At 46.9% G+C, this 25,484-nt stretch carries 19 protein-coding genes and 2 tRNA genes; 6 read left to right on the forward strand and 15 right to left on the reverse strand.

Annotated elements, in window-relative coordinates; all coding sequences use genetic code 11:
• Positions 1-41: 41 nt before the first annotated feature.
• Positions 42-1,868: a signal peptide peptidase SppA gene (gene sppA / locus HYN59_RS06750; protein WP_425433071.1), complete on the reverse strand. Its 1,827-nt coding sequence runs from the start codon at positions 1,866-1,868 to the stop codon at positions 42-44.
• 229 nt (positions 1,869-2,097) lie between these two features.
• Here sppA and folK point away from each other — a divergent pair, with 229 nt between their 5' ends.
• The 3 genes from folK to HYN59_RS06765 all read left to right on the forward strand — a co-directional run bounded on the left by folK (position 2,098) and on the right by HYN59_RS06765 (position 5,174).
• Positions 2,098-3,231 (forward strand): 2-amino-4-hydroxy-6-hydroxymethyldihydropteridine diphosphokinase, encoded by a 1,134-nt coding sequence (folK, locus tag HYN59_RS06755; protein ID WP_108777549.1) that lies wholly within the window; start codon positions 2,098-2,100, stop codon positions 3,229-3,231.
• Positions 3,232-3,669: 438 nt separating this feature from the next.
• Positions 3,670-4,404: a suppressor of fused domain protein gene (locus HYN59_RS06760; RefSeq protein ID WP_108777550.1), complete on the forward strand. Its 735-nt coding sequence runs from the start codon at positions 3,670-3,672 to the stop codon at positions 4,402-4,404.
• Positions 4,405-4,541: 137 nt separating this feature from the next.
• Positions 4,542-5,174 carry an HAD-IA family hydrolase gene (locus HYN59_RS06765; protein ID WP_108777551.1) on the forward strand — a complete coding sequence of 211 codons (633 nt, stop codon included), beginning with the start codon at positions 4,542-4,544 and terminating at the stop codon, positions 5,172-5,174.
• 157 nt (positions 5,175-5,331) lie between these two features.
• On the opposite strand, the gene HYN59_RS06770 is transcribed toward HYN59_RS06765, so the two are convergent.
• From HYN59_RS06770 to HYN59_RS06815, 9 genes are all read right to left on the reverse strand, one after another.
• Positions 5,332-9,630 carry an Ig-like domain-containing protein gene (locus HYN59_RS06770; protein WP_181369524.1) on the reverse strand — a complete coding sequence of 1,433 codons (4,299 nt, stop codon included), beginning with the start codon at positions 9,628-9,630 and terminating at the stop codon, positions 5,332-5,334.
• Positions 9,631-9,683: 53 nt separating this feature from the next.
• Positions 9,684-10,226 carry an RNA methyltransferase gene (locus tag HYN59_RS06775; protein ID WP_108777553.1) on the reverse strand — a complete coding sequence of 181 codons (543 nt, stop codon included), beginning with the start codon at positions 10,224-10,226 and terminating at the stop codon, positions 9,684-9,686.
• Between the two features lie 696 nt (positions 10,227-10,922).
• Positions 10,923-11,357 carry a carboxymuconolactone decarboxylase family protein gene (locus tag HYN59_RS06785; RefSeq protein WP_108777555.1) on the reverse strand — a complete coding sequence of 145 codons (435 nt, stop codon included), beginning with the start codon at positions 11,355-11,357 and terminating at the stop codon, positions 10,923-10,925.
• Between the two features lie 193 nt (positions 11,358-11,550).
• Positions 11,551-12,120, reverse strand: coding sequence for a Crp/Fnr family transcriptional regulator (locus HYN59_RS06790; RefSeq protein WP_108777556.1), 570 nt, complete (start codon positions 12,118-12,120; stop codon positions 11,551-11,553).
• 295 nt (positions 12,121-12,415) lie between these two features.
• On the reverse strand, positions 12,416-13,360 hold the full coding sequence (locus HYN59_RS06795) for a bestrophin family protein (protein WP_108777557.1): 945 nt from the start codon (positions 13,358-13,360) through the stop codon (positions 12,416-12,418).
• A gap of 17 nt (positions 13,361-13,377) precedes the next feature.
• Entirely contained in the window at positions 13,378-14,097 is a 720-nt protein-coding gene (locus HYN59_RS06800) for a hypothetical protein (protein ID WP_108777558.1), read from the reverse strand.
• A 77-nt stretch (positions 14,098-14,174) separates the two neighbouring features.
• Positions 14,175-15,569 (reverse strand): sensor histidine kinase, encoded by a 1,395-nt coding sequence (locus HYN59_RS06805; RefSeq protein WP_108777559.1) that lies wholly within the window; start codon positions 15,567-15,569, stop codon positions 14,175-14,177.
• 1 nt (position 15,570) lies between these two features.
• Positions 15,571-16,245, reverse strand: a complete 675-nt coding sequence (locus HYN59_RS06810; protein WP_108777560.1) for a response regulator transcription factor — start codon at positions 16,243-16,245, stop codon at positions 15,571-15,573.
• 220 nt (positions 16,246-16,465) lie between these two features.
• On the reverse strand, positions 16,466-17,038 hold the full coding sequence (locus HYN59_RS06815; protein WP_108777561.1) for a hypothetical protein: 573 nt from the start codon (positions 17,036-17,038) through the stop codon (positions 16,466-16,468).
• 370 nt (positions 17,039-17,408) lie between these two features.
• Here HYN59_RS06815 and HYN59_RS06820 point away from each other — a divergent pair, with 370 nt between their 5' ends.
• The 3 genes from HYN59_RS06820 (at position 17,409) to HYN59_RS18150 (ending at position 20,254) form a co-directional block, all read left to right on the forward strand.
• Positions 17,409-19,553: a S46 family peptidase gene (locus HYN59_RS06820; protein ID WP_108777562.1), complete on the forward strand. Its 2,145-nt coding sequence runs from the start codon at positions 17,409-17,411 to the stop codon at positions 19,551-19,553.
• A gap of 231 nt (positions 19,554-19,784) precedes the next feature.
• Positions 19,785-20,012, forward strand: a complete 228-nt coding sequence (locus HYN59_RS06825; RefSeq protein ID WP_108777563.1) for a hypothetical protein — start codon at positions 19,785-19,787, stop codon at positions 20,010-20,012.
• A gap of 80 nt (positions 20,013-20,092) precedes the next feature.
• A complete protein-coding gene (locus HYN59_RS18150) occupies positions 20,093-20,254 on the forward strand; it encodes a hypothetical protein (RefSeq protein WP_219928798.1) in 162 nt (53 codons plus the stop codon).
• A 151-nt stretch (positions 20,255-20,405) separates the two neighbouring features.
• Here HYN59_RS18150 and HYN59_RS06835 read toward each other — a convergent pair.
• The 5 genes from HYN59_RS06835 to HYN59_RS06855 all read right to left on the reverse strand — a co-directional run bounded on the left by HYN59_RS06835 (position 20,406) and on the right by HYN59_RS06855 (position 25,425).
• Positions 20,406-20,491 (reverse strand) — tRNA-Leu (locus HYN59_RS06835).
• A gap of 12 nt (positions 20,492-20,503) precedes the next feature.
• Positions 20,504-20,576 (reverse strand) — tRNA-Gly (locus HYN59_RS06840).
• 266 nt (positions 20,577-20,842) lie between these two features.
• The gene (mutS, locus tag HYN59_RS06845) at positions 20,843-23,410 is read right to left on the reverse strand and encodes a DNA mismatch repair protein MutS (RefSeq protein WP_108779661.1); all 2,568 of its coding nucleotides are present in this window, start codon (positions 23,408-23,410) and stop codon (positions 20,843-20,845) included.
• A 349-nt stretch (positions 23,411-23,759) separates the two neighbouring features.
• Positions 23,760-24,206 (reverse strand): GNAT family N-acetyltransferase, encoded by a 447-nt coding sequence (locus tag HYN59_RS06850; RefSeq protein ID WP_245895677.1) that lies wholly within the window; start codon positions 24,204-24,206, stop codon positions 23,760-23,762.
• Positions 24,190-25,425 (reverse strand): 3-deoxy-D-manno-octulosonic acid transferase, encoded by a 1,236-nt coding sequence (locus HYN59_RS06855; protein WP_108777564.1) that lies wholly within the window; start codon positions 25,423-25,425, stop codon positions 24,190-24,192. Before HYN59_RS06855 ends, HYN59_RS06850 begins: the two co-directional genes overlap by 17 nt.
• Between the last annotated feature and the right edge of the window lie 59 nt (positions 25,426-25,484).

Here is a 25,484-nt window from a genome sequence, read left to right on the forward strand (position 1 = left end):
TATGTGGTTAAATTTTAAGCAGTCGTATTTGTATAACGCAGTTATCGGATGTTTATTTCATACGGCATGATAGCCTGTGTGCCCCTTAGCTGGCTAACCCGTCTCAGGCGCTCGATCATCTGGTAGTTTTGCTCGCCCACTTCTTCCTTAATGAACTCTTCTTTCGTTTTGGCAAATGGCATTCCACTAAGGCCTGCAAACAGCTTTTCAAAAGTCATTTCATATTCAGGAAAGTTCACAGTGTTGTACGTTTTTATCTTGGCAAGTTTGGCAGCATATTTTATGGCATCGTCCATTCCGCCCAATTCGTCTACAAGGCCATTTTTCAGCGCCTCGCTTCCGGTCCATACACGGCCCTGTGCTATAGCATCAACCTGTTCAAAGCTCATTTTGCGGCCTGCTGCCACGCGGTTCACAAAAGTGGTATACACGCGTTCAATGCTTTGTTGGATCACCTCGCGGGTATTGTCCTGCAACGGCGTAAACAGGCTGTAGCCCGATGCATTGCTGTGTGTGCTCACCTGCTCGGTATGTATCCCTATCCTGTTGGATAGTTCAGACATGTTCGGCAGTACGCCAAATACGCCTATTGAACCTGTGATGGTGCCCGGCTCGGCAAATATCCTGTTGGCGTTACACGAAATATAATAGCCTCCCGATGCCGCATAGTTGCCCATCGATACCACTACCGGCTTTTTCTTTTTGGCAAGCTCAATTTCCCTCCATATAAGTTCCGATGTAAGTGCGCTTCCGCCCGGGGAGTTCACGCGGAGCACAATGGCTTTTACATTGTCGTCCTCAAGCGCCGCCTTGAAGGATTCCCTCATTGGGTCTTCGCCAATAGCCGTAAGACCGCCTTCGCCGCCGGTAATTTCGCCCTGCGCGTAAATGATAGCGATATCGTCCTTAGCGCCGGATGTGTATCCGTCAAGCGCCGTAGCATCTACATAATCCAGTATGTCAACCGAGTTGTAATCTTCGTCTTTCTTTACTTTCAGCGCCTTTTTGATGCCGTTGTGGTATTCGTCTTCATAGCCTATCTTGTCGATCAGCTTGTTTGCTTTTGCCATTTCAGGCGTACGGCCTTTCAGGTTCTCGGCAATGCTGTTGATGCTGTCCAGCGGAATGTTGCGGCTTTTCGAAATGTCATCTGCAACCGATGCCCATATCGAGGTAAGCATGGCAGTGATCTGCTCCCTGTTGGCAGGGCTCATCTCGTTGGCCAGGAACGGTTCCACCGCGCTTTTGTATTTCCCATGGCGTATCACTTCCATCTTCACGCCTGTTTTTTCCTGCAGGTCCTTAAAGAACATCACTTCTGATGATAACCCTTTGAAATCTACCTCGCCCACCGGGTTCAGGTACAGCGTATCGGCTACCGAGTTAAGGTAATAATCGCTTTGGGTATAATTGTCGGAGTAGGCTACCACAAATTTCTTTGCTTTTTTAAAATCCTCCAGTTGGTCACGCAACGATTTTATCTGTGCGATACCCAGCATCGTCATGCCGTTGGTTATCGAAATGCCCTTGATGCGGTCGTCTTTCTTAGCCGATTCTATCGCCCTCAATACATCCGACAGGCCTTCGTGCGGTTCAGAGTTCAGGAAGCTGTATTCGTCGTTGTAAAATGTGCCGGAATAGTCTTCGGTAACTTTGCTCAGGTCAAGCTCTATCACCGAATTGTCTTTTACCTGCGCGGTTTGTTTTTCACCACCTGCAGCGGCAACGCCTACTATGATGAGGAAAAGGATAAAGAACAGGAAGCAAAAAAGGAAAAGCCCTGTTAGGGTAGCCAGCAGCATTTTGAAAAATGAAGGGCCGGTTTTCGCCGGTTTATAAGGATAAGGCTGATTTGGGGTAGTATTCATAAAAATTATAATATTTACTTTTTATATAAGTAGCAAAAGTAAGCATTATGTTACAAAGCAACAGGAGATAAAAGTTTCATGAAAGTTAAGGTATGAATTACAGGAATTTTATGCCGACAGAAATCCGCGTTCATACGCCCGATTCGCGTTCCATTTTTAATTTTGTTGCAATAGCCAAATTTATCAACAACCGGCAATCGCATTTGAATGTTTGCTTACTTTGCAGCCTATGAGATTCCAAAACACCGCCATCTTATCGCTGGGCAGCAACATGGGCAACAGGCTCGAAAACCTGCAATGGGCCATCGACACCATCCATACCAAAATTGCCACGGTAACGGCTGTTTCGGGTATTTATGAAAACCCTGCATTTGGGTTCGAAGGCGATGATTTTTACAATTGTGCCATCGTCGTGAATACTGCCAAAACCGCATCACAACTGCTAAGTGAGTTGCTTGCCGCAGAACTGGAAGGCGGACGCACACGTAGCGCCACCGAAAGACATACGTCGCGAACTATCGATATTGATATTATTGCCTTTAATAATGAGGTTATTAACGAAGAGCACCTGCACATACCGCACCCGCGCATGCACCTGCGCAATTTCGTGCTCTACCCGTTGCGCGACGTGGCCCACGACTGGATCCATCCCATATTGAAGCTGGATGTGAATGCCCTGATAGCACAAAGCGGCGATACCGGAAGGTGCGAATTCGTATTACAGCTACCGGCACCACTGGCCGGTTTACGGCCGCATACCTTCAATTACATTGCCATAGAAGGGAATATAGGCGCAGGAAAGACCACCCTTGCCGGTAAGATATCCGAAGATTTCAATGCCAAGCTTATCCTTGAGCGTTTTGCCGATAACCCGTTCCTTCCAAAATTCTATAAGGACCAGGCCCGTTATGCCTTTTCACTGGAAATGTCTTTCCTGGCCGACCGCTACCAGCAATTAACTGATGACCTCGCGCAATTCGACCTGTTCAGGGATTTTGTTGTAGCCGATTATCATATATTTAAATCGCTTATCTTCTCTAAAGTAACCTTAAGCGAAGACGAATACCGCCTGTACCGCAAGCTGTTCGATATCATGTACAAAGAAATGCACAGGCCGGGGCTGTATGTGTACCTGTACCAGACTACCGAAAGGCTTTTACACCACATAAAGCAGCGTGGGCGCAGCTATGAGCAGGATATGAAGGCCGAATACCTCGAGAGCATCAATCAGGGGTACCTCGACTATATCAAATCGCAGGCCGGGCTCAATGTGCTGATTATCGATGTAACCGACCGCGATTTTGTACACCGCCAGGAAGACTACATCTGGCTTCTGGAACAGATCAATTCGAAAGTAATTTAAGGATTTTTTTGGGCGTGCCGCTTCCGCAGGCTGCAGCCCCGGGCTTTCGCCTTTATCTGCTTCGTTCCCTGCCTTTGCCGGCAGGCAGGCTCCGCAGGATATCGGCTCTATACCTCACGCGAAGCTACATTCTTGCCGGGTAGTTACGGCCCTTCAGGGCTTCCGTATCCTGCGCCGGTCTCCCCGGGCGATGCCCGGGGCTAAACAGTATAACCCCGTTGGGTTGCTATAGAAAGGGTCAAAATTATTCGAGGATTTTGTAATTGTGTTTAGTTACCGTCAGGCTGTTAACCCTGAAAGGGTTAAATAAATTAGCCCGGGTATCACGCGGGATAGAAAAAGGGTTTTGTATTAGCCCTGAAAGGGTGAAACATTTTTTAAACAGTAATTGCATTCAATTTCTTTAATATATTTACCACAAACCAATTATAAGAAACCATGGAAGAAAGAAAACCCGACGACTATTCCGAAGCAGGAAACCCCATCTACAAATACGAACCGCTAAACGAAGGTATTCAGCCTGTAATCGGCGATCCTGAAACGACTTCGTATATCGATGCGCACCTCGAAAAATTTTTCAACGATGAAGATGTAACGGTTTTCCATGAGCTTATATCCGATAAGGTACATATCGACATTTACATGATCAGGGGAGGGGACCAGCGCGACTACAACATCCTGATGACATCGGGCATGAGCAGCCTGCCCATGAATGTGCCGGAAGGCAGGGAAGACCTGGCCTATGCCGAGGTAGTGGCGTTATTGCCGAAAGACTGGCCGCTGACCCAGGAGGCTTTCGATAATGAAGACAACTATTGGCCCATCCGCCAGCTCAAAACCCTCGCGCGATTCCCGCACCTGTATGGCACATGGGTAGGGCAGGGCCATACCATAGCCAATGGTAATCCACCGCAGCGGATGTCGCCCAACTGCGCTTTTGAAGGGGTGATCCTACTTCCGGGATTTGTGCTTCCTGAGGAATTCAACACCATCGAAGCAGGCGACAAAGAAATAAACGTACTTACCATGATACCGCTTTATGCAAACGAAATGGACTTCAAGCTGAAAAAAGGTGCAAATGCTCTTCTGCCGCTGTTCGATAAGTACAATGTGGGAGATATAATTGATATCACAAGGCGGGATACCTGCAAAAAGAAATTCGGGTTATTTTAAATATTTATAGTTTAAAAAACGACGAAATGTCACATTGAACGCAGTCGAAATGCGGCATTTTCGTTCTTCGTGCTTCTCGACTGCGCTCGAAGTGACAACCGTTCATCGAACATAAGTTAATTTGGAAAGCTACTTAAATGTACAAATACATAGTATTCGATTTTGACGGTACGCTTGTTGATTCGAGGGGTATATTCCTTTCGCTTTACAACGCGCTGGCTGCAAAATATGGCTATGCCCCAATGACAGCCGATAACCTCGAATACCTGCGAGGCCTCAGCATCGGTGAACGTTGTAAGGTTCTAAAGGTGCCCATGTACAGGCTCCCGTTCCTCGCTTCGGCGGTAATAAAAGGTTACAAAGCCGCTATTCCTTCACTTCAGTTCAATGAGGGCATGCAGGAAATGCTGCGATCGCTATCGGCACAAGGGATGCCTTTTGCGATACTTTCATCCAACTCCAAAAGCAACATAAAGGAATTTTTTACGCTGCGGGAAATGGCTGTCGATGCGGTTTACACCTCGTCCAAAATTTTCGGCAAAGACAAGATGCTCCAAAAATTCCTGAAAGATAAAAGCCTTGATGCCTCAGAAATTCTTTACGTAGGTGATGAAGCCCGCGATATCATTGCCTGTAAAAAAGCCCGTGTAAAAGTAGCCTGGGTAAGCTGGGGTTACGATTCCCATGCCGCTATAACCGGCCTCGAACCGGATCATATTATCAATTATCCGTCGGAATTGCTGGAAATTATTGATCCTGTAAAACCTTAATATAACAAATACAGACACGTTCTGTCATTTCGAACGCAGCTTGCGGAGTGAGAAATCTCCAGACATCTATAAATAATTTAAGATTTCTCCTTCGTGAAATGACATGAAATCGGATTCTAAGCCATAAAAAAGCCACCGTTAGCGATGGCTTGATCTTTTATCTCAGGAGGCTGAAATGTCCCTTTATTTCCGGGGTAATATCGTTTAATTTTATCACATACCAGTAGTCGGTAGCAGGCAGTCGGTGGCCGTTAAAGGTACCATCCCAACCCCGGTTCCTCCTGTTCAGCACTGTTATCAGCTTGCCATAACGGTCAAAGATATCTACTGTTATTTCCGGGAACTGGTTCATTCCCTGCAGGGTAAACTCTTCGTTGATGCTGTCTCCGTTCGGGGTAAAGAATTTAGGGATCACGAATACCAGGAATGTATAGGTGTCCTCGCCGCATCCACTGTTTGAAACGACAGACACCGTATGATAACCGTTTCGGAGATCATAAAAATTCGGCGAATTCTGGTACGGCCCGTTGTCTAATGAATATTCATAATTTTCAGGGTCATTGCCGACCATAACCACGAGGGCATCAGCTGATCTTACGATCACTGTACTGATATCCGGTGCTGTGCGCATACTTGCTGTAAATTCCTTTGAGGCGGTACACCCATCCGGTGTGGTTACAACCACCGAGTAAGTACCGGCTGCGCTTATTGTTATAGTTTTGGTGGTTTCGGTTGTCGACCATAAATACGTTACGCCTGTGACACCGGCATCCAGGTCAACATTCCCGCCCTCACAGAAAAGGACATCTTCATCAGGGCCCAGTGTGGGAAGGAAATGATAGATAACATTTACAGCCTCACGCGTTGCAGAGGTGCAGCCGTTGTTCACCGCTTCAGCATAGAATGTCCTGTCGCCTGTAATCACAGGGCTTTGTATGGTGTTCCCTGTGCCTACGAGGTGGCCTCCTGTTGGGGCATCATACCAGTTTATGGTTCCGTCTGATGGTATACCTTCAAGTGTTGCCCTCACCTGTCCGCACACGTCCACGGTCGCGGTAACTGTAAGTGTTGGCAGTGGCACTACTCTTGCTTCTACTGCGGTTCGGGTTGCCGATATACAGCCTCCCGGGCTCACCACTTCGGCATAATAAGTGGTAGTTGCAGTAAGTACAGGTGTTGTAAAGCTTTGTCCTGTAGCTAATACAGTGCCTCCGGTTGCTGCCGCATACCAGTTGATGGTCCCTGAGGAAGGTACCGCACCGATAGTTGTACTTCCGGTTTCGCATATAACGCCATTACTGGTGGAAGTTATGGTTGGCAGCCCATTTACCGTCACCGTTACCGGCTGCCTGGTCGCTGAAGTACATACGCTTACTGCCTCGGCATAAAAAGTAGTTGTTGTGTTTACAACCGGGCTGGTAATGCTGTTTCCCGTACCGATAAGCGTACCTCCCGTTGCTGTAGTATACCAGTTTACCGTTCCAGCCGATGGTGTGGCCTGTAGCGTTGCTGTTCCCGGGCCGCATAATGTTGGAGGCGTTGTAACCGTCAAGGTAGGGGACGCGCTTATGGTAATACTAACAGCTTTTCGTGTTGTCGAAATACAGGTTCCGTTAGCAGGTTCTGCGTAATAGGTTGTGCCGGCAGTTATAGCAGGTGTGGTAAAGCTGTTTCCAGTACCCACTGCGGTGCCCCCGGTTGCCGAGGTATACCACGTAATTGTAGCCCCTGCCGATGGTGTTGCCTGCAGGGTTGCAGTGCTTCCCGAACAGGTAGCAACCGGTGTAGTTACTGTAGCGGTTGGCAGCGGCGTCACCGTTACCAGTATGGAGGTACGTGCAGCCGATGTACACCCCTCTGCATTAACAGCCTCTGCATAATAAGTCGTGGAGGCATTCAGCACCGGGGTAGTAAAGCTGTTGCCTGTGCCCAAAATGGTACCGCCAGTTGCTGTGCTGTACCAGTTGATCGTAGCAGGTGTTGGGGTACCAACAGAAATAGTGGCAGCCTGCCCGGCACAAACCACCGCAGGGTTAGCAGAATTTATGGTAGGGAGCGCGTTTACCGTAACAGTAACGGGCTGCCTTGCAGAAACGCAGGTTCCGTTGGCAGCTTCGGCATAATAGGTTGTTGTAGCAGTAATTACAGGTGTGGTATAGCTCGTTCCTGTCGCAAGCACTGTGCCGCCGGTAGCTGTGGCGTACCAGTTTACCATACCGGACGAAGCTGTTGCCTGGAGGGTGGCGCTGCCCTGGCCGCATAATGGCGAGGGGGTGGTAACGGTTACGGTAGGCGATGCGCTTACATTAACGATAACAGCGCTTCTTGATGATGAGATACAGGTGCCGTTTACCGCTTCAGCATAATAGGTAGTGGTGGCATTTATGGCGGGCGTGGTAAAATTATTGCCCGTGCCTACTGCTGTTCCGCCGGTTGCTGTGGTGTACCAATTAACTGTAGCCCCTGCCGATGGTGTTGCCTGAAGGGTTGCAGTGCTTCCGTTACAGGTGGTTACCGGAGTAGTTACCGTAAGTGTAGATGTTGGCGTTACGGTTACCTGAACGGATGTACGTGTAGCAGAAACACATCCCTCGGCATTTACCGCCTCGGCATAATAAGTCGTTGTGGCATTCAGTACGGGAGTGGTAAAGCTGTTGCCTGTGCTTAAAAGTGTACCGCCCGTTGCTGCGTTGTACCAGTTGATCGTAGCAGGCGTTGGTGTGCTGACAGAAATTGTAGCAGTTTGTCCGGCGCAGGCCGTTGCCGGGTTGGCAGGGTTTATAGTTGGTAATGCGTTTACAGTAACGGTGGCAGGCTGCCTTGCGGCAGAAATACAGGTTCCGTTGGCAGCTTCGACATAATAGGTTGTTGTTGTAGTGATTACAGGCGTAGTATAGCTTGTCCCTGTGGCAAGTATTGTGCCCCCGGTAGCTGCGGCATACCAGTTCACTACACCTGCCGAAGGTGTAGCTTGTATTGTAGCGCTGCCCTGGCCGCAAAGTGCGGCAGGCGGTGTTACGGTAACGGTAGGCTGTGGCGAGGGGGTGACCACGACCTCAACACGGGTGGCCGACGCACATCCTGTAGATGAGCTTACCGCTTCGGCATAGTAAGAGGTCGTTGCAGTTATGGCCGGAGTTGTAAAGCTCGTTCCTGTCCCTATAGATGTTCCGCCGGTTGGGGTAGTGTACCAATGTACTGTCCCTGCCGATGGTGTTGCCTGTACAGTAGCAGTATTGCCCTGGCAAACGCTTACCGCAGGGTTGGAGGTGGTTACTGTAGGTAATGCGCTTACGGTCGCGGTAACCGGTGTACGGGCTACCGTACTACAGTCGCTTCCGAAAGGCGATGCATAATAGGTGGTTGTCGAGCTTATTACAGGAGTGGTGAATGTAGGACCTGTAGCTACTTCTGTAGCGCCTGTAGCGCTGGTGTACCAATGTATGGTAACATTGTTAGTGGCTACTGCCGAAAGGTTTACGGTACCGCTTCCGCATCGTGTACCCGGGGTGCTCGATGTTATTTTTGCAAAAGTAATCGTTGTGCTTGCCGAGATAGTGATTGGAGGGTCGCCCGGCATGCCTCCATACTCCACTACATAACCCTGTGCGGCATAAGCGCCCGTTGCATCGCCGGTAACCGAAAGGTCATTCCATGAGCCGGGTACACCTATACCGGGTGCGGTAATATGTGCGTAATCTTCGTTATTCTGGTTATTGGGTTCGCCGGTATTCCAAAATGCATACGTAGGGGAAGAGCCTGCAGGGCCGCCATTCCAAAAAATGGTTCCTGCTTCGGGGCCGGTCATCCAGCGCCATACGCCTTCCACTGCCGCGTCGCTTCCGCCTATCCATCCGTTGCCCGATGCCTGAAGGCCGCAAAGCTGTGCTTCTTCAGCCGAGGTTATCGTAGCAAGGTAGCCCTGCAATCCATAGTAGGTGCTGGCCGCAGCAGCTGCCTGCGCATTGGTCCAGGTAATATAGAGTTGGGGTACAAACATATAATAATGGCCTGTGGACGGAAGATAGTTTGCCGCACCCACTGTTATAGAGAAGCTGCGGGTACCCGTTGGGTTAGCATTGTTGTTAGTATATATAACGTCTAATACGGCAGAAATAAAGTCCGCATAAGAGGCGCTTCCGCCTACACCATGCAATGTGAGCTTACCCGCTGCAGCATTCCAAGTGGCAGAAATTGTCGGGTGGCCCGGAAGCAGCGATAAAACGTCCTGTCCGTTTACATAACCTGCAGAGATCTGGATGTAAATATTATCGGTCGTTGTATCATCCGGATCAGTGATATTAAATGCAGTTGCAATATGCATCGGGGTACCGGTGCAATACACCTGGTTTCCGTCGGCAGTAACAAGGGGAGGAGTGTTCTGGGCATTTAATGAAGCTGCCGGCAGGATGCAAAATAAAAGGATTGCAAAAAACGATTGCGTAAAGTTATTCATCCTGTAAAAATTTATCGTAAAATTATTCATTTCGTAAAAGTAGAGAAGTTAGACTACCGCGTACGGGCTGTATAGTTTTTTTGAAAGATATGCCACACTACAACACCCGCACTTACCGAAATGTTGAGGGAATGTTTAGTTCCTAACTGCGGAATTTCTATTGCCCCGGTGCATTGTTGTATGGCTTCCTGCGACACTCCCTTTACTTCATTGCCAAAAATCAGGGCATATTTTGTGTTTTGTTGTGGTTCAAAATCATTCAGGTACACGGCGCCTTCCACCTGCTCAACTGCCCATACTTCGATATTTTCTGCCTGTAACGAAGCAATAACATCCAGTACGTTTTTTTGGTATTCCCAGGCAACAGTTTCCGTCGCGCCGAGGGCGGTTTTGTGTATTTCTTTATTGGGGGGTACGGCGGTAATGCCGCACAGGTAAATCTTTTCGATAAGGAAAGCATCGGCTGTACGAAATACGGACCCTATGTTATGAAGGCTGCGTATATCGTCCAGCACGAGTATGAGGGGTGTTTTTTCGGCATTTTTAAAGTCGCCGATACTCATCCGCCCCAACTCATCGTTGACCAGTTTTCTCATGTAATTTTTTTAGAATAGATGAAAGACAAAAGTAACATAAATAAAAGATTTAGGTAAACTTTAACGTTTTCGGGCGGTATTAATTTGGGCGTGCCGCTTCCGCAGGCTGCAGCGTTGGGCCATCCGCTGTATCCCTCCGCAAGCCTGCCTTTGCCGGCAGGCAGGCTACGGGGATGCCGCTTCTGTCCCTCACGCAGAGCTACACTCATGCCTGATTGTTACGCCCTTTCAGGGCTTGAACCCGCATTGCCGTTATTGCACCCCGGGCGATGCCCAGGGCTAAAAAGTGTCACCCCGTTGGGGTTTGGAAAGTATCCTCTCATTTTATTATTATAATTGTCCTGAAATAGGTTTACAAAAAAAGCATACCTGATTTGAATCACCCGGGTAGGAGTGAAATGCATCTCTTGATTATTATTCTGTAGTCCTGAAAAAGGTTTACACAAATCAAGCAAACAAGTAAGCGTATTATAATTTCCTAATAACCCTGAAAGGGTTTAACCTATTAGCCCTGGCATCGCCCGGGGTTACGAAATGCAGATTGAAAAAAGCCCTGAAGGGGCGTAACCCATAACAAGTATTTTATGTGTGGGATTAAAAGTTACACCCTTTCAAGATTTGCCACCTTGTAAAACGCAACAACCCCGGGCAATGCCCGGGGCTAATAGTATCACGTCTTAGATAATTAGTTGTAAATTACTTCGGCTGCATGCCGGTAGTAATTGCGATCCTGTTCCAGCCATTGATAACGATAACGGCCATGATTACCTCAGCAGTATATTTTTCGCCTAAAACAGCTACAGCTTCATTGTAGGTTTTGTCGGAAACATGGTTTGAGATCAGGGTAACTTCTTCTGTCAGGGCAAGAATGGCCTGCTCTTCTTTGGTAAAGAATGGTGTGTCCCTCCATGCGATCAGTGTAAAAAGGCGTTGCTCTGTCTCGCCCAGCTTTTTGGCATCCCGGTTATGCATATCCAGGCAAAACGCACAGCCATTTATCTGTGACGCCCTGATCTTGATAAGTTCGTAATGATTTTTCGCAAGCCCTGTGCCGGCAATATATTTTTCAAATTGCAGCATCATTTTATAGCCTTCCGGTTCGGTTTCAAATAGGTTCATTCTTTTGTCCATGATTATGTTGATTTAGTATTACAGGACAAAGTTCCTTCACAGAGCCGACAAAAAACTTAAGGTAGTTTAAGAAAGGGCATTTTGCTAATTATAAACTAATACTGTACGTTAATTTGTTGTTTTTTCGAAGTAGAGTCGTTGCAATGCAACGACTCTGCCGTGGCACGAAAGATATTTTGATAATATTTGTTAATCACTTCTTTGCACGCAGCATACTTAAAAATTCGGGTGTCATTCCCAAAAAAGATGCCAACATATACTGCGGTACGCGCTGTACAAATGCAGGATATTTTTGCAGCATCTGCTTATAACTCTCCTCGCTCGTTAAGTTAAAAATATAATGGATGCGCGTAAGCTGTGCCGAATACGCCCTTTCCAGCACCTGCCTGAAATATTTTTCCAATTGCGGTATCTTTTCGAACAGCTCTTCCTGCACGTTACGGTTGATGGCTGCCACAGTTGCGTTCTCGATAGCCTGCAGGTAAAACCCCGAGGGCTGGCCGCTCTTGTAACTGTTGTATTCTGTTATCCACCAGTTCTCAATGCCAAATTGTATTACCTGTTCCACACCCTTTGGCGTGATGAGGTACATCCGCACCAGGCCTTTTACCACAAAATAATTCTCATGGCACACTTCGCCTTCCCGCAGCAGGTGCTCTTTCTTCTTCACCTCCTTTATAGTAAGGTATGAGGTGAGTAGTTCTTCCTCAGCTGCTGTCAGGGTGATGAACTTTTTGATATGGGTAAGGATCTCTGTAAACATCGAAAGATTGTATTAGTAAAGTCTAAATTTAAAAAGAATATTTAACCACATAGGCACATAGCTCTAAGTTGTTTCGAAAGTTAGAAAAATCGTCCTCAATTATAGTTCAACATAGGTATTGAAGCATAGCTTCAATACTATTGCGGGCTTTATGGACAACCCGATCACTATGAAATCTATGTTGCTATGTGGTTAAATTTTAGTTAGTTTTCAGTATGTGAATATATAACTTTTAAGGCCAATAAAAAAGGGGGCTGCCTTTTTGAGACAGCCCCGGAGTTAACTAAAAACAGGCTTACAAAACAAAATATGCGTTCTTCACGGGTTCGATGTGGCGTGTTACCTGCGGCAGCGCCGTTTCATCAAACTCATCGCGGTATTCATATACCATTTGCATCAGGTTCTTTTCGATATTGCACGATATGGTTATCATTGGAGTATCCGTTGGCCTGTTGTCGAAAGGGTCCTGAAGGTGTATAGCCATTTTTTCGATAAGGAAACATGCGGCGGCTATTGTGGCTACTACCGGAATCTGCATCCAGCCAAGGAAATCGGTCAGGCTAAACGGCAGCAGCAGTATGAAAAGGCACAGCGTAAATCTTATATAAAGACTGTAAGTTGTCGGGAATATGGTATTCTTGATGCGCTCGCATTTGCCCATCGAATCGCACAGCCTGGTCAGCGTGTTGTCTATCTCCACCTGTTGGTAGGTATTCAGCTTGCCTCCGTCTTTCGCTCTCCTGAGTTCTTTGGCGTGAAGCATCAGTATGGCATTGGGTACGTGCTTGTGGTTTTTCACAAAGCGCATTTCATTTTCATTAAGCAGTTGGTTAAGTGGTTTGTAGGGGTCTTTCCCGCGAAGGGACTGCGCCAGGGCATAACACCACGCCGACTGCCTTTTGGCAAAGCGTTCCTTAAAGTCATGTGCCTCCGTCGAAAAATCGGGGTCTTTGTAAAAAGAGATCACCTGGCGCAACAGCGAGCGGGAGTCGTTCACGATGCCGCCCCATACAATACGGGCCTCCCACCAACGGTCGTATGCCTGGTTCGACTTGAAAGCCAGCAGCAGCGATATTATGGTTCCTATTATCGTAGGTATCGCAATCGGGATATCTATCGAAAAGGCGTGGTAAAAGTGGTGTATGACCTCAAAAACCACCGTGTAGGCAATAACCAGCGCCAGTTCGACCCTGATCTTACCCAGCACATATTTCATCGGTATTCTTTTTTTTAGCAACATATTCGTTGTGTTTTAAATTAAATCCTTGCCGCCTCTTCGTGTATCGAAAGCATCGGCAGCCCGAAAGCATCATTATCAACAGCCTTTTCTGCTACTGCCTTTTTCGACTTTCGTGTCTCAATCAGCAGGTCGATGCCGTTCCTCTCTATCGCTTCGTTTACAAAAGGGGCAAAATCTTTGTAGCCGTCTTCGGCAACGCTGGCCTGGCTCACTATCTTGAAATCGAATTGCCGGTTCACAAGCTGTTGCAACTCCTTTATACCTATCCGGGCATTATTGCTCTCGAGATAAAGCGCTTTGTTGAAAGCCGGCCGGCCGCACCTGCTGCCAAGATGGAGGATAGGCTTTTTGCAGGTGCTGACCAGCTTACAGAAGTAAGTGTGTATTCTTTTCTTCTCGGCTTTATAGGAAGGTGAGAGGATCACCATATCAGTACCAAGATATTGGAGCAGGTTGCGCAACAATGCCGCCGAAAGCCCGTATTGGTGATGCACATCAAGCGAACAGTTAGCGGATAACGCTACGGCGTTGTAGCATTCATTAAGCAATTCAGACTGTGCCTGTGTAAGTGCCCTTCTTGTTTTCCTTAAAAATTCTGCCGCTGAACCGGCGTCGGGCGCCTCAGTGAGTGTTAGCAATACTATGGTGCAGCTTTTTCCCCTCGCATGCTTTATAGCAGTATCTATAGCATGAAGCGTATCACTTTCAAAAACAGTAGGTATGAGGATGCTTTTCATAGTATGCTCTTTTTAAGTTTATACTACAAAGCAACAACCCGTAAATTAGAATAGATTTAAAATAACATTAGAAAATCCTAAGATTTCATATTAGAATTTTTAATGTTGGGCCTGCCGAATGTTATCGTCACTACGGTACCTTTGTCCGGCTCGGATTGTACAGCAAGCTCGCCGTTATGCATCCGGATGATTTTCATTGCCAATGGCAGCCCGAGCCCATAGCCCGTATAACGTGATGCTTTTTTGCCCCGGAAGAAAGGTTCGTATAAATAAGGTACATCCTCAGGCGGTATGCCTATGCCTATATCGGTAATTACGACTTTTATGTTGTTTTTGTCTGCCGTAAGAGCCACAAACACTTCATTGTTATCGGAATACTTTACACCGTTGGCAATAATATTCCCTACGGCCAGTTCCAGCAATGGCTTATTGCACGGCAGTATCAGGAGTGATTCGTCCTCCGGCATATTGCTTAAAATGATGCTGATGCGGTTGTTTGGGTAGAGCCTGTCGAGGTCGCCCTTTACATCCATCAGCAGCTCATCGATGCGTGCCACATCCTGCACCTGCTTTTTCCCGTCGTAACCGGTTTGGGTAAGTTTCAGCAGGCTTTCGGTCAGATTAGAAAGGCGTGTGGCCTGCCGCCCGATGCTTTCCAGGGCGCTGCTGTATTCTTCTGCCGAACGCTCCTTAAGCAGGGTAACTTCGGTTTCTGCCATTATGGTAGCTATGGGCGTTTTCAGCTCATGCGATGCATTATTGATAAAATTGGCTTGGATCTCAAAAGAAGTTTCCAGCCTGTCCAGCATATCGTTGAATGTATGTGTAAGCGCAGCGATCTCATCCGAATCTTCAGTACCGGTAAGAGGCAGCCGGTTGTGAAGGTTGGAAGCGCTGATGCGGTTCACCTCCTGCGTAATCCTTGCCACCGGGTTGATGACCCTTTTGGCCAGGAAGCGCCCAAGGAAATAGGCCAGTATTACAAAGGCCAGCCCGCCAAAGATCATGATGCGCGTAAGGTACAGGCTCGTAGTATTGCCCCGGCGGTCTTTTGCAGTAACGATGACCATGTACTGGTTGCGGCCTTCATTAAATATCTGCGCATAATAATACTGGTAGCCTTCCTGCTCCGACCCCGAGCCGTTCTTCATCACGCTTTGATAAAAATCGGGAGAGAGGTGCAGGTCGGTGTTATATTCAAACGAGTTGGAGCCGTTCACGCGCAGCACATAGTCTTTTTCATTGATCATTTCTTCCAAGCCGTTGGCTTTAAATTCCCTAAAGTATTCTGCCTTTAAAGGGTCGTGCTGGTAGTGTATCGAAGCTACTATTTTCGCCCTGTCCTGTAACCTTTTCAGGAAATAATAGCTATTGTTCTGCTGAAAAAGGAAGAACACCACAAAGCACAACAGCAACGTACTGACAACCGAGAGGGCTACATAGGTTATGGTAATCTTCTTTCTTATCTGCATATTATGGCTTTATCACATATCCAAGCCCTTTTATGGTGTGGATCAGCTTGTTGTCGTAGGGTTTGTCAATCTTTTTGCGGAGGTAATTGATATATACGTCCACCACATTAGTGTTCATATCGAAGTTGATGTTCCATACATTATCCAGTATCTTTTCCCGCGAAAGTATCATACCCGAGTTTTTTGCCAGGTAGTACAGCAGCAGGAACTCCTTTGCGGTGAGCGGTATGGTATCGCCAGCCCGTGTTACCGACTTGGCATTGAGGTCTATTATAAGGTCATCTACTTCAATAATTTCAGCCGGTTTTTGCGCCTGCCCGGCCCTGCGCGCCAGTGCGTTGATGCGCGCCTCGAGCTCGGTGAACTTAAAAGGCTTGGCCATATAGTCATCTGCCCCGGAGTTGAGGCCCGACACAATATTCTCACTGCTGTCCAGTGCCGTAAGCATGAGTATCGGCACAAAATTACCGGCAGCGCGGAGACGGCGGCATATCTCGATACCGTTGATGTCCGGCAGCATTACATCCAGCAACACCACATCGAAGCTATTACCTTCCAACAGCTGCAATGCCGTAGTCCCATCAAGGGCAGCGCTCACATCATGGCCGCGTTCGGAAAGGCCTTTGCGGATAATGGAGAGCAGGTTGGGTTCGTCTTCTACTATAAGCAGCTTCATTCGGTAGGAAAAGGTTTAACCACAAAAATAGAAATTCAAATGTTAAAGGCTTCTAAATTAAAACAGGGCTGTGCCGATTTATGATATTCGTAAAAGATATATATAAATTTCAGGAATTGTTTTCCTGTGGCAGGCGTTGCACCGCAAGTCTAAGACAGGATTTTAGAACGACAAAAGCAGCCCGAAAGCTGCTCTTGTACCCCTAAAATGTAACTGGAAATTATTTTGCTACAGCAGTATTAGCAGCATCATACATCAGGTTGATATCGTCATTAGTATAATCGGTAAACTGGTCCGGTGACTGGTCAAAGCCCATCCCTTCCTGAATGATCACGCTGCTTTCGCCTGTAGTGATGCCAACGGTGAATGAAAGTTTTCCTTTGGTGTCAGCTTTCATGAACGCTGTAGGCTTGTCATCTACAAGTTTATCGAAACTTGGATTTAGCTCTTTATCCGTAGATAGTACTTTGATATTTCCCACAGCCTCTTCAGCGGTGCCTTCGTTTTTTGATACCGTCAACTTGAACCTTTTGCCACCGTATACAAACAGTTCGCCTTCGGTAGTACTCTTGATGATTTTAGCATCTTTTGGCGCTTTCAGGATAATTGGGATGCCTTCGCCACTTAGGTCAAGGTCTACAAATTCAGAGCCTACCAATGGCTTGTCCTCTGCAGCAGGAGCCTCTGTTGCTGCTTCCGTTTCCGTTCCTTCTTTAGCTTTGTCGCCTTTGCAGCTATATGTTGTAAAAGCCAGTGCCGCGATCGCGCTTAATAAAAATAACTTGTTTTTCATGATGTTGTGATTTGTGATTGAATTATTGGTTAATGGTCGATTCGAAGCCAAAGATATGGTAAAGTACTTTGCGATTTTTCGTCGATGAATATTTGTATCACAACAAACAATATTCGCGCTTACTAACTGAATATTCGTTTTTACAAGGCAGGAAACCGTATTAGCCTGAATGTCAAAATTAAGACAATGGGTTTATAATCTTAAGTTAGTCGTTGCAATGCAACGACTCTACAACGTTGTTTAATCTGTATACGTTAATAAAGTTTAATGTGGCGTAGAGGCGTTGCAATGCAACATCTCACATATGGTTATATCCAACCCACGTTATTAGGCAATAATTATTTAACTTGCGGCTCAAACTGAACAAACTATGAAACTATTACGATTACTGGTACTGTTGCTTGCCTTTCCTGCCTTAGCGCAGCAGGGCGGCATGTGGATACCTTCCCTGCTGAAAGGGATGAATGAAAGTGAGATGAAGAGCCTGGGCATGAGAATGACGGCTGATGACATTTATTCTGTCAACCATTCGAGCCTGAAGGATGCTGTGCCGCAATTTAACGGCGGTTGCACTTCGGAGGTCATTTCGTCTAAAGGGCTGCTGCTTACCAACCACCACTGCGGTTTTGGCGAGATACAGGCGCACTCTACGCTTGAGCACGATTATATTACCAACGGCTTCTGGGCCATGAGCCTTGAGGAAGAGCTGCCGAACCCTGATGTGGTGGTAACTTTTATCGTGCGTATTGAGGATGTAACTTCAAAAGTGCTCGACGGCACACAATCCATCACTGCCGAGAAAGACAGGCAGAAGAAGATACAGGACAACATTGCATCGCTAACTAAAACGCTTCCGAAAGAATCGTGGCAGGAAAACAGCATCCGTACGTTTTACGAAGGCAACCAGTACATGCTGTTCGTTACCGAAACATTTAAGGACATCCGCCTGGTGGGTGCGCCGCCTTCCTCTATAGGAAAGTTCGGTTCGGATACCGATAACTGGGTGTGGCCAAGGCATACAGGCGATTTTTCGCTGTTCCGCATCTATGCGAATAAGGACAACAGGCCCGCCGAGTATTCTAAAGACAACGTACCGTATACACCAAAACATTACTTCCCAATATCATTGGGCGGCGTTAAGGAAGACGATTTCATGCTGGTGTTTGGCTATCCTGGGCGTACCACAGAGTACCTGCCTGCCGTAGCGGTAGAGCAGATCGTGAACGTGCTCAACCCTGCGAAAATAGAAGTACGCGATGCCGCACTGAAAGTAGCCGATGGCTTTATGCGTAAAGACCAGGCCATCAAAATACAGTATGCCGCTAAGTACGCAAGCATTGCCAACTACTGGAAAAAATGGATAGGGGAGACACAGGGCCTTAAGAAAAGCAATGCTGTGGCGCTGAAAAAAGCCGAAGAGGCTGCATTTATGGCAAGGGTAGCAAAAGCGGGGAAACAGGGCGAATATGGCACCCTGTTCACCGATTTCGAGAAGAACTACAAAGAGATAGAGCCTTACACACTGGCTCGCGATTATTTCATGGAAGTTGCATTGCGCAATACCGAGCTGCTTACCATAGGCTACAGGATGTACCAGTTGGAGCAGGCTTATACCGCACGCGGCGAGCAGGCTTTTAATGACCGCAGGAACAACACCATTGCAGCGCTTGAAGAGACTTATAAAGATTATAACAAGAATGTCGACGAAAAGGTGTTCGAGCAGCTAATAGCGCTTTACGGTACCAAATCGCCTAAGCAATTCCTGCCGCAGGAGGTTATAGGTGCCGACTACAAGGCGCTGACCGCATCGGTTTACGGTTCTTCGAAGCTTACTTCCTATGCAGGTGCAAAAGAGCTTTTGAGCGGCGACGGCAAAACCGTTATCGAAAAACTGAATGCTGATAAAGGCTACCAGTTGGTAAAAGCCATGGCCGATGCCTACAGCACTAAAGTCGCGCCAAAATATGACGAAATCAACTTGAGGATCGCTTCATTGCAGCGCACCTATATGAAAGGCATACTCGAGCTAAGCCCGAAAGATGCCCGTATATTTCCTGATGCCAACAGCACGCTAAGGGTTACTTATGGCAAAGTGAACGGCTACGAGCCAAGGGATGCGACTTACTACCAACCGCTGACTTACCTGGATGGCGTTATTGAAAAATATGTTCCGGGCGATTATGAATTTGACGTGCCATCAAAACTGATTGACCTGTATAATAAGAAAGACTACGGCCGTTATGGCGAGAAAGGCAGGATGCCGGTTTGCTTTATTGGTACTAATCACACCACCGGCGGCAACTCGGGCAGCCCTGCTATCGATGCAAAAGGTAACCTGATCGGCCTCAATTTTGACCGTGTGTGGGAAGGCACGATGAGCGACATTCATTACGACCCTTCCATCTGCCGGAATATCATGGTAGACATCCGTTACGTACTGTTCATCATCGATAAATTTGCGGGCGCAAAGCACCTGGTGGACGAGATGAAAATCGTAAATGCGAAGAAAAAATAGCACATGATATTTCTGCGGACTGACTAGTAGTTGGTGATAAAATAACAGCATATGTATTTACCGGGCTCCCGGGCCTTTATAATAAGGGTATGGGAGGGAAAAAGTTGTATTTAAACAGCTGTATGTCAGTATTTAAAGGCCTTAAAAAAAATTTAGCGCTAAATATTTTGTGATATTAAAAAATTTATATCTTTGCCTCGAATTAATAATTAACCTTTATAATTTAGTAAGATGAAAAAAATCGTATTAAGCCTTGCGCTAGTAGCTATGATGAGTGTATCTGTTGTTTCTTGTAAAGATGCAGCTAAAGAAGAGCCTACAACTGAAGAAACTAATGTTGAAACTACAGTTGAAACTCCAGCTGAAACTCCGGCTGAGACTCCAGCAGATTCTACAGTTAAAACAACTGATTCAACTGCAGTTAAAACTGAAACTACTACAACTCCTGCTGCTCACTAAGAATCGCAAGACTATAGTAATAAAGAAGCCTTTCGCATTGCGAAGGGCTTTTTTTATGGACAATTAAACCAGATCAGGCTATGACCAAATCAGATTTAGACACAATTATTGAAATTACAAATAAGGCTACTAAAGCGCCATGGACTTCTTATAGTGAAGGGAGGGATTTTGAGAGCGGGAGCAGCTTTATCATGACCGGATGGGCGATGACAGGGGTTATGATATGGAATTGCCACATCTAAGAGAAGAAGACCAGGATTTTATTGCTATGGCAAGAAATGTGCTGCCGGAATTGGTGAATGAAATCCTCAGGCTGCAGAAAATTCTGGAAGACAATTCCATTCTGTTTTAGCTATAAAAAAAGCCCCAACAATGTTGAGGCTTTGTACTGTGTACTCAAGGTGGGACTTGAACCCACACGGGCATTGCTGCCCACTGGATTTTAAGTCCAGCGTGTCTACCGATTCCACCACTCGAGCTTAAAAAGGTTGAGCGAAAAACGGGATTCGAACCCGCGACCTCCACCTTGGCAAGGTGGCGCTCTACCAACTGAGCTATTTTCGCATTATGTCAATTACCGTTGTTTTGTTTGGTATTGCGGTTGCAAATGTAACACATAAATTCAATTTTGCAAGGCTTTTTTCAAAAAAAATTCACTCAAAAATATAATGTTCTGATAGCGTTTGGCTTACTATTGAAAGTTTTTTAATCTCTTTGGGATTTCTCCACTACGCTACGCTCCGGTCGAAATGACACAGACTCCAAAACTGAAAACTGCGACCTGCCTTTGCCGGCAGACAGGCTGAAAACTGCGACTGCGACTGAAAACTTTACTTCACCAGCATCCGCTTGATCTCATTCAGCTTCATCAATGCCTCAACGGGCGTAAGCGTATTGATGTCGATGTTCATGATCTCCTCTTTTATTTCTTCGAGTAGCGGGTCGTCAAGGTTAAAGAAGCTTAACTGCAGTTCGTCTTTGGCAACGGCTTTCATATTACCTAATGCTTCGCCCGAATGGTCTTTTTCCAGTTTCTTTAGCATCTTTTGGGCTTTCTGTATCACCGTTTGCGGCATACCCGCCATTTTGGCCACGTGGATACCAAAGCTGTGTGCAGAGCCGCCTTTTACCAGCTTACGGATAAACAGCACCGTGTCTTTTAACTCTTTCACCGATACATTATAATTCTGTATCCTGCTGAAGATGTCCTGCATTTCGTTCAGCTCGTGGTAGTGCGTTGCAAAAAGGGTCTTGGGCTGGGCAGGATGCTCGTGCAGGAATTCGGCAATGGCCCATGCGATAGAGATACCATCATAAGTACTTGTACCGCGGCCTATCTCATCTAATAGTATCAGGCTGCGGTCGGAAATATTGTTCAGGATGCTTGCCGTCTCGTTCATTTCCACCATAAAGGTCGATTCGCCCATTGAGATGTTATCCGATGCTCCAACACGGGTAAAGATTTTATCAACCGTACCCATGCGCACACTTTCCGCAGGTACAAAGCTACCCATTTGCGCAAGCAGTACTATAAGGGCAGTCTGGCGAAGGATAGCCGACTTACCCGACATATTCGGCCCCGTGATCATGATGATCTGCTGTTGGGAGCGGTCGAGGAACACATCATTGGCAATATAAGGCGTACCGACAGGAAGCTGTTTTTCGATAACAGGGTGGCGGCCATTTTTGATGTCGAGCTCAAAGCTGTCGTCTATCTCCGGGCACACATATTTGTTTTCGATGGCAAGCTGCGTAAACGATGCCAGGCAGTCCATTTGTGCAATAAGGCTCGCATTGAGCTGCACCGGCTTTATATAGGTCGCGATCCAAACCACAAGCTGCTCGAATAATTGGGTTTCCAGATGGTGTATCTTTTCTTCGGCACCAAGTATCTTGGTCTCGTATTCTTTCAGCTCTTCGGTAATGTAGCGCTCGGCATTCACAAGGGTTTGCTTGCGTATCCATTCAGCAGGCACTTTGTCCTTATGCGTATTGCGTACCTCAATATAGTACCCAAACACATTATTGAACGATATTTTAAGCGATGATATGCCCGTCAACTCCGATTCACGCCTTTCTATCCCTTCCAGGTATTCCTTGCCCGAATAAGCAATGCTGCGCAGTTCGTCCAGTTCCGGGTGGATGCCCTTGGCTATGGCATTCCCTTTACTAATGGCAACGGGAGCCTCTGGATGTAGTGTGGCTTTTATCTTTTCGCGAAGCAGGTCGCAGGCATGCAGGCTGTCGCCAATGGCTTTCAGCGCCTCGTTGTTGCTTTCGAGAGCCAATTGCTTTATCGGCACGATGGCATCGAGCGAATCTTTCAGGTAAATGACTTCGCGCGGAGACACTTTACCGGTGGCTATTTTCGAGATTAGCCTTTCCAGGTCGGATATCTGCTTTATCTGCTGCTGTATCTTTTGCAGCGTACTTTTATTTTCTTTCAGGTAAGCTACCACTTCATGGCGCGCCCTTATTTTGTTGGCATCCTTTAGCGGAAGCGCCAGCCAGCGTTTCAGCAACCGGCTCCCCATGGGAGAAAGTGTGCGGTCGATCACATCCAGCAATGTTACGGCATTTACGTTCGGGCTTTGGTACAGCTCCAGGTTGCGTATGGTAAAACGGTCCATCCATACATAGGCATCCTCTGCAATACGCTGGATGGCCGTGATGTGCTGCACTTTGTTGTGCTGTGTTTCCGAAAGGTAATACAGCACCGCGCCGGAGGCTATGATGCCTTCCTGCAATTCCTCAATCCCAAAACCTTTCAGCGAGTTGGTGCCAAAATGCCCCGTCAGGCTGTCAAAGGCATAATCCTCTTTATACACCCAGTCCTCCAGGAAAAAGGTATGGTAGTCGTCGCCAAACGTATCGCGGAAATTGGTTTTCTCATTCTTTGGCACCAGCACCTCGCTCGGGCTGAAATTTTGTAACAGCTTGTCGATATATTCCTCGTTGCCCTGCGCGGTAAGGAACTCGCCCGTAGACACATCCAGGAACGATATCCCCATATTTTTGCGCCCGAAATATACCGAGGCCAAAAAGTTATTTGATTTGGAGTGCAGTACCTCATCGTTCATCGATACACCGGGAGTTACCAGTTCGGTCACGCCGCGCTTCACGATGGTCTTGGTCATTTTCGGATCTTCCAGCTGGTCGCATATCGCCACTCGGAGCCCGGCCTTTACCAGTTTCGGGAGGTAGGTATTCAGTGAATGGTGCGGAAACCCGGCCAGCGCCGTTTCGGTTTCGCTGCCTGCCCCGCGCTTGGTGAGCACGATACCCAATATCTCCGCCGCCCTTACAGCATCTTCGCCAAAGGTCTCATAAAAATCGCCCACACGGAACAGCAGGCACGCATCGGGATATTTCACCTTAATAGCGTTGTACTGCTTCATTAACGGGGTTTCCTTCGCGGACTTTTCTTTAGTAGCTGCCAATGTAAAGGGTATGATTTGATTAAGAGGCGAATTTACTCAAATTCCGAAAAAGAAGCGCAAGGGTGTTTGTAAATGGTGGATAACTTCTATTCTATTTCAGATTTCAGAAGGCAGATTTCAGATTGAGCTTCACTCATGCCGAAGGGGTAAGTTTATATTAGGCGTGCCACATCCCGGCTTCACCCAGCGCAGTGGCCGGGCCATACGCTGTATCCCTCCACTGCGCTGCGGGGATGCCGCTTCTGTCCCTCAAGCGGAGCTACACTCATGCCGGAAAATTGCGACGAATTGAATAAGCTATTAGAAATCACACCACCACCTTCATCAATCCCCTGTTATGCACCGTATACCCTTTAGACAAATACAATTTTTGGGCAACAACATTATGCCCTTCAATCTCAAGGTAAATTATTTTAATAGATAATAATTTTCCCTGTTCATATATAAAGTCTAACGTTAACCTGCCCAGTCCCAATCCGCGTGCATCGGGCGAAATGAAAAGCTCATCCAAAAACGCGATCCTCCCTTTATATTCAAACGAAAAAACGAATGTAAGGATTGCATAGCCCACAGGTTTCCCTTCATGTAAGATCACCCAGCCACGGCCCAGGCTCTCATTCTCTGTAAATTCCAAAAACAAATCCCTCGACACCGTAGCATCAATAGGGTAGTTGTCGATGGCATAGAATTCTTCCATCATGCCCACTACAGCGTGTGCATCGGCTTGTTCGAAAGGCTTAAACACCGGTTTCATTAGCAATATGGTTTATGATGATGCCTACAGCACCACGGTTCATCGATACAAAAGTGCCAGCAATATGGCCTGTTTCCCAACGCTGGTCATCGTTGTGGGTAAGCAGGGATAAAGCATCTTCCATTTCCTGTTTGTTTTTAACGGAAATACAGCCGCCCATATTTACCAATGCTACCGCTTCCGGAAACTTTTGGTGGTTGGGCCCAATGATGACCGGTACCTCGAAAGCCGCAGGTTCCAGTATATTGTGCAACCCTGCGGTGCCGAACCCGCCGCCTACATACGCCACATCGGCATAGCTGTATATTTTGGTCAAAAGCCCTACGGTATTGATGATCAGTACATCATAATCCGCAAGGTTTTTGCCTTCTTTTTCAGTGAATAAAACAGCTGGTTTGGTAATGCTTTGCTGCAATGCCGGCACATGCGCAAAAGTATGCGGAGCGATAATAAATTTAGTGCCCGTGGACGAATTGATATAATCCGTAAACATCGTTTCATCTTTGGGCCACGAGCTCCCGAAAACAACCGTGATCTTTCCATCAATAAACTCTTCTATAAAAGGCAGGTTGTTGTCTCGTTCCAGTATCTCGCTTACGCGGTCATAGCGGGTATCGCCACTTATGGTCGCATTGGTAAACCCTATGGTTTGCAGCAGCTTTTTAGAGCTTTCATATTGCACGAAAAAATGAGTGAACGCCTTCAGTGCATCCCTGTAAAAACCACCATACCATTTAAAGAACGCCTGCTTCTCCCTGAACATCCCCGAAATAAGGTAAGTAGGCGTGTTGTGTTTCCTAAGCTCATTGAGGTAATTCGGCCAAAACTCATATTTGATGAAGAAAACAAGCTCAGGGTGGGCGAGGGCAACGAATTTTTTGGCATTTGCCAGTGTATCCAGTGGCAGGTAAACCACTACATCGGCATCTTTGGTGTTCTTTCGCACCTCATAACCCGAAGGCGAAAAAAACGACACGACTATCTTGTGGCCGGGATACATGGCTTTTACTTTTTGCATCACCGGCAGGCCCTGCTCATATTCGCCCAGCGAGGCGGCATGGAACCAGATCACCTTATCCGAAGCGGCAATTTTTTGCGAAAGCGTATCGAAAACCACTTTCCTGCCTTCTACGAACAATTTGATCTTGGGTATAAAAAGCGCTATAAGTTTCAGGTGCCATCCGGCAATTACGGTGAGCAGGTTATATATAAAAAGCATGCCTTGAATATTGATGCGCTAAATTACATATTTTCATTGGCAGGCAGTCATTTAATTAG

This window comes from Flavobacterium album, assembly GCF_003096035.1.
In the GTDB taxonomy this organism is placed as follows: Bacteria; Bacteroidota; Bacteroidia; order Flavobacteriales; family Flavobacteriaceae; genus Flavobacterium; species Flavobacterium album.